Source organism: uncultured Mycobacterium sp. (genome assembly GCF_964249325.1).
Taxonomy (GTDB): domain Bacteria; phylum Actinomycetota; class Actinomycetes; order Mycobacteriales; family Mycobacteriaceae; genus Mycobacterium.
Window position 1 is genome coordinate 1 of sequence record NZ_CAXUCH010000332.1, and the last position, 3,779, is coordinate 3,779.

Sequence of the window (3,779 nt, forward strand, 5' to 3'; positions counted from 1 at the left end):
GCCAAGCCCGAGAAGCCGCATACTTCGGACCAGCCCCACCCGAGGCTGACGACGATGATCCTCCGCCTTTTTAGTTGGTGCAGGATAGCCAGATGAGCCTCGAGCAGCTACCGCAGCTGGCTGCCGAAGATCACACCTGCTATGTGTGCGAAATCGTCTACCAACGGATCAGTGTTGACGACGCCGTCAACGCGATCGCCGAACTACCGGCCGCCGTGCGCGAGGCCGTTCTCGCAATACCTCCCGACGCGCGGCGGCGGCGCCCCAGCCCGCAGGTGTGGTCAGTCGCCGAATACGTTTGCCATCTGCGCGACGTGTACATGAGCTTCACCATCCGGCTCCACCGCGCTCGCAACGAAGATCGCCCGGCAGTCGATCCGATGTTCAATGAGTTACGGGCGCGACGGTTCCGCTACAACGAATGCGACCTGGCTCCCACGCTCGACGAGCTCACAGCAGCCGCAACCGGGTTCTGCGAGGAAGTAGCGCGAACGGAAGACCGCGAGTGGGACCGCGTCATCACCCGGTTGCCCGGCGAGCAGCGCACGGCGCTTTGGCTCGTCCGTCAGGCGATGCACGAAGGCATTCACCACCTCGGCGATATCCGCAGGATCGGCAGGGTATGCGGCCAGGCACAAATTTGGCGCTGAGCAGGTCGTCACCTAGACTCTAGGGGTTGCCGTGGGCAGACCTCGGCCGGCGCAAGGTGACGGCCCCGCGTGCCTTTCGGCGACGAAGACCACGCACGCCAGGTCTCTGGTGGGCACTGCCCACCGGGACGGCACGGCCTGCCGTGCACACGTTAACCGAGGAGATCTGATGATTCAGCAGGAATCGCGACTGAAGGTGGCCGACAACACCGGCGCCAAGGAGATCTTGTGCATCCGCGTGCTCGGCGGCTCATCGCGACGCTACGCCGGAATCGGCGACGTCATTGTGGCGACGGTCAAGGACGCGATCCCCGGCGGCAACGTCAAGCGCGGCGATGTGGTCAAGGCGGTCGTGGTGCGCACCGCCAAAGAGCGTCGCCGCCCCGACGGCAGCTACATCAAGTTCGACGAGAACGCGGCAGTGATCATCAAGCCCGACAACGACCCGCGCGGCACCCGCATCTTCGGCCCCGTCGGCCGCGAGCTGCGGGAGAAGCGCTTCATGAAGATCATCTCGCTGGCCCCGGAGGTGTTGTAGATGAAAATCCACAAGGGCGACACCGTGCTGGTCATCTCCGGCAAAGACAAGGGCGCCAAGGGCAAGGTGCTCAAGGCATACCCGGCAAAGAATAAAGTGCTCGTCGAGGGCGTCAACCGGATCAAGAAGCACACGCCGATCTCGACCAACCAGCGCGGCGCACGATCGGGCGGCATCGTCACCCAGGAAGCCCCGATCCACGTCTCCAACGTCATGGTGGTCGACTCCGACGGCAATCCCACCCGCATCGGGTACCGGGTCGATGAGGAGACCGGCAAGAAAGTCCGCATCTCCAAGCGCAACGGCAAGGACATCTGATGACGACCGCAGAAAAGGTTCAGCCGCGGCTCAAAGTCCGCTATCGCGAAGAGATCCGCGACGCGCTGCAAAAGCAATTCGGGTACCGCAACGTGATGCAGATCCCGACGGTGGTCAAGGTCGTCGTCAACATGGGTATCGGGGAAGCTGCCCGCGACGCCAAGATGATCAACGGCGCGGTCACCGACTTGGCGATGATCACCGGGCAGCGACCGGAGATCCGGCGGGCGCGAAAATCCATCGCCCAGTTCAAACTTCGCGAAGGCATGCCGATCGGCGTGCGAGCCACCCTGCGCGGCGATCGCATGTGGGAGTTCCTGGACCGGCTGACGTCGATTGCGCTGCCGCGTATTCGCGACTTCCGCGGATTGTCGCCGGCGCAGTTCGACGGCTCCGGTAACTACACATTCGGGCTGGCCGAGCAGTCGGTGTTCCACGAGATCGACGTGGACACCATCGACCGGACCCGCGGCATGAACATCAGCGTCGTCACCTCAGCGGCGACCGACGAGGAAGGACGCGCGCTATTGCGGGCCCTCGGCTTCCCGTTCAAGGAGAACTGAACAGATGGCAAAGAAGGCACTGGTCAACAAGGCTCAGCGCAAACCCAAGTTCAAGGTGCGGGCCTACACCCGCTGCAGTAAATGCGGCCGCCCGCACTCGGTGTACCGCAAGTTCGGCCTGTGCCGGATCTGCCTGCGCGAGATGGCGCACGCGGGCGAGCTGCCCGGCGTGCAGAAGAGCAGTTGGTGAAACGCGGCAGGCCCGACTCGGGAACCGCTGCGAGAAAGGTGACACGGCTGTCATGACGATGACGGACCCGATCGCAGACTTTTTGACGCGTCTGCGCAACGCCAATGCGGCGTACCACGACGAGGTGACGCTGCCGCACTCGAAGATCAAGGCGAACATCGCCGAGATCCTCAAAACCGAAGGGTATATCAGCGATTACCGCGTCGAAGACGCTCGGGTCGGCAAAGCGTTAGTCGTCCAGCTCAAATACGGGCCGAACCGCGAGCGCAGCCTGGCCGGCTTGCGCCGGGTATCCAAGCCCGGGCTGCGGGTATACGCGAAATCCACCAACCTGCCGCGGGTGCTCGGCGGCCTGGGCGTGGCGATCATCTCGACATCCTCGGGTCTGCTCACCGACCGTCAGGCGGCCAGACAGGGCGTGGGCGGCGAAGTCCTCGCATACGTGTGGTGAGGGGGAGCTTGGGCTATGTCGCGTATTGGTAAGCAGCCGATCCCTGTTGCCGCTGGCGTCGACGTCACGATCGACGGCCAGAACGTTTCGGTGAAGGGCCCCAAGGGGGCGCTGTCACTGACAGTCGCCGAACCGATCACGGTGTCGCGCAACGACGACGGCGCGATCGTGGTCAGCCGTCCCGACGACGAGCGGCGCAGCCGCTCGCTGCACGGACTCTCACGCACCTTGGTATCCAACTTGGTCACCGGCGTGACGCAGGGCTACACCACCAAGATGGAAATCTTCGGGGTGGGTTACCGCGTGCAGCTGCGGGGCAACAACCTGGAGTTCGCGCTGGGCTACAGCCATCCAGTGGTGGTCGAGGCGCCCGAGGGCATCACGTTCGCTGTCGAGTCGCCCACCAAATTCTCCGTCTCCGGGATCGACAAGCAGAAGGTCGGCCAGATCTCGGCGAACATCCGCCGGTTGCGCCGCCCCGACCCGTACAAGGGCAAGGGCGTGCGCTACGAGGGCGAGCAAGTGCGCCGCAAGGTCGGAAAGACAGGTAAGTAGTCATGGCTGCAACACAATCGGGGACCGCTCCCGGAAAACCGGTGGGGCAGAGCGTATCTGCGGCCCGTCGCGCCGGCCGGCTGCGCCGGCACGCGCGGCTGCGCAAAAAGGTTTCAGGCACCCCGGAGCGTCCGCGGCTGGTCGTGCACCGGTCGTCTCGGCACATCCACGTGCAACTGGTGAACGACCTCAACGGAACCACCCTGGCCGCTGCCTCCTCGATCGAGGCCGACGTCCGCGGCGTCGAGGGCGACAAGAAGGCCCGCAGTGTGCGGGTGGGCCAGTTGATCGCCGAACGGGCCAAGGCCGCCGGAATCGAGACCGTGGTGTTCGACCGCGGCGGATACAAATACGGTGGTCGCATTGCGGCGTTGGCCGACGCTGCCCGGGAAAACGGATTGAAGTTCTGATGACTGGCTTTTCGAACGAGACTGGAAGGACTGCAGTATGACGGAGCAGCCGACTGCAGGGGGCGCCGCTCCGGACACCGGCAGCGTGATCCGTAGTGAAGGAC

Annotated in this window: 8 protein-coding genes; all 8 read left to right on the forward strand. The window is 64.4% G+C overall.

The genetic code is table 11. The features are described 5' to 3' along the window. Positions 1-92 precede the first annotated feature (92 nt). The 8 genes from ACFE99_RS23840 (at position 93) to rplR (ending at position 3,675) form a co-directional block, all read left to right on the forward strand. On the forward strand, positions 93-650 hold the full coding sequence (locus ACFE99_RS23840) for a DinB family protein (RefSeq protein WP_375489178.1): 558 nt from the start codon (positions 93-95) through the stop codon (positions 648-650). Between the two features lie 169 nt (positions 651-819). Further along, positions 820-1,188, forward strand: coding sequence for a 50S ribosomal protein L14 (gene rplN, locus ACFE99_RS23845; RefSeq protein WP_023370951.1), 369 nt, complete (start codon positions 820-822; stop codon positions 1,186-1,188). Continuing rightward, positions 1,189-1,506, forward strand: coding sequence for a 50S ribosomal protein L24 (gene rplX / locus ACFE99_RS23850; RefSeq protein ID WP_375489181.1), 318 nt, complete (start codon positions 1,189-1,191; stop codon positions 1,504-1,506). It abuts the gene before it with no gap. Further along, entirely contained in the window at positions 1,506-2,069 is a 564-nt protein-coding gene (gene rplE / locus ACFE99_RS23855) for a 50S ribosomal protein L5 (protein ID WP_375489183.1), read from the forward strand. The genes rplX and rplE overlap by 1 nt, the downstream gene beginning before the upstream one ends. A 4-nt stretch (positions 2,070-2,073) precedes the next feature. Beyond that, positions 2,074-2,259: a type Z 30S ribosomal protein S14 gene (locus tag ACFE99_RS23860; RefSeq protein ID WP_083090052.1), complete on the forward strand. Its 186-nt coding sequence runs from the start codon at positions 2,074-2,076 to the stop codon at positions 2,257-2,259. Between the two features lie 52 nt (positions 2,260-2,311). Continuing rightward, positions 2,312-2,710 (forward strand): 30S ribosomal protein S8, encoded by a 399-nt coding sequence (gene rpsH, locus ACFE99_RS23865; protein WP_375489185.1) that lies wholly within the window; start codon positions 2,312-2,314, stop codon positions 2,708-2,710. 15 nt (positions 2,711-2,725) lie between these two features. Further along, positions 2,726-3,265: a 50S ribosomal protein L6 gene (gene rplF / locus ACFE99_RS23870; protein WP_375489187.1), complete on the forward strand. Its 540-nt coding sequence runs from the start codon at positions 2,726-2,728 to the stop codon at positions 3,263-3,265. Positions 3,266-3,306: 41 nt separating this feature from the next. After that, a complete protein-coding gene (rplR, locus tag ACFE99_RS23875; protein WP_375489189.1) occupies positions 3,307-3,675 on the forward strand; it encodes a 50S ribosomal protein L18 in 369 nt (122 codons plus the stop codon). Positions 3,676-3,779 lie beyond the last annotated feature (104 nt).

What these genes read in the sequence shown, in the direction of transcription:
- rpsH (WP_375489185.1), top strand. Translation starts at nt 2,312, where the DNA reads ATGACGATGACGGACCCGATCGCAGACTTTTTGACGCGTCTGCGCAAC.
- ACFE99_RS23840 (WP_375489178.1), top strand. Translation starts at nt 93, where the DNA reads ATGAGCCTCGAGCAGCTACCGCAGCTGGCTGCCGAAGATCACACCTGC.
- rplN (WP_023370951.1), top strand. Translation starts at nt 820, where the DNA reads ATGATTCAGCAGGAATCGCGACTGAAGGTGGCCGACAACACCGGCGCC.
- rplF (WP_375489187.1), top strand. Translation starts at nt 2,726, where the DNA reads ATGTCGCGTATTGGTAAGCAGCCGATCCCTGTTGCCGCTGGCGTCGAC.
- ACFE99_RS23860 (WP_083090052.1), top strand. Translation starts at nt 2,074, where the DNA reads ATGGCAAAGAAGGCACTGGTCAACAAGGCTCAGCGCAAACCCAAGTTC.
- rplX (WP_375489181.1), top strand. Translation starts at nt 1,189, where the DNA reads ATGAAAATCCACAAGGGCGACACCGTGCTGGTCATCTCCGGCAAAGAC.
- rplE (WP_375489183.1), top strand. Translation starts at nt 1,506, where the DNA reads ATGACGACCGCAGAAAAGGTTCAGCCGCGGCTCAAAGTCCGCTATCGC.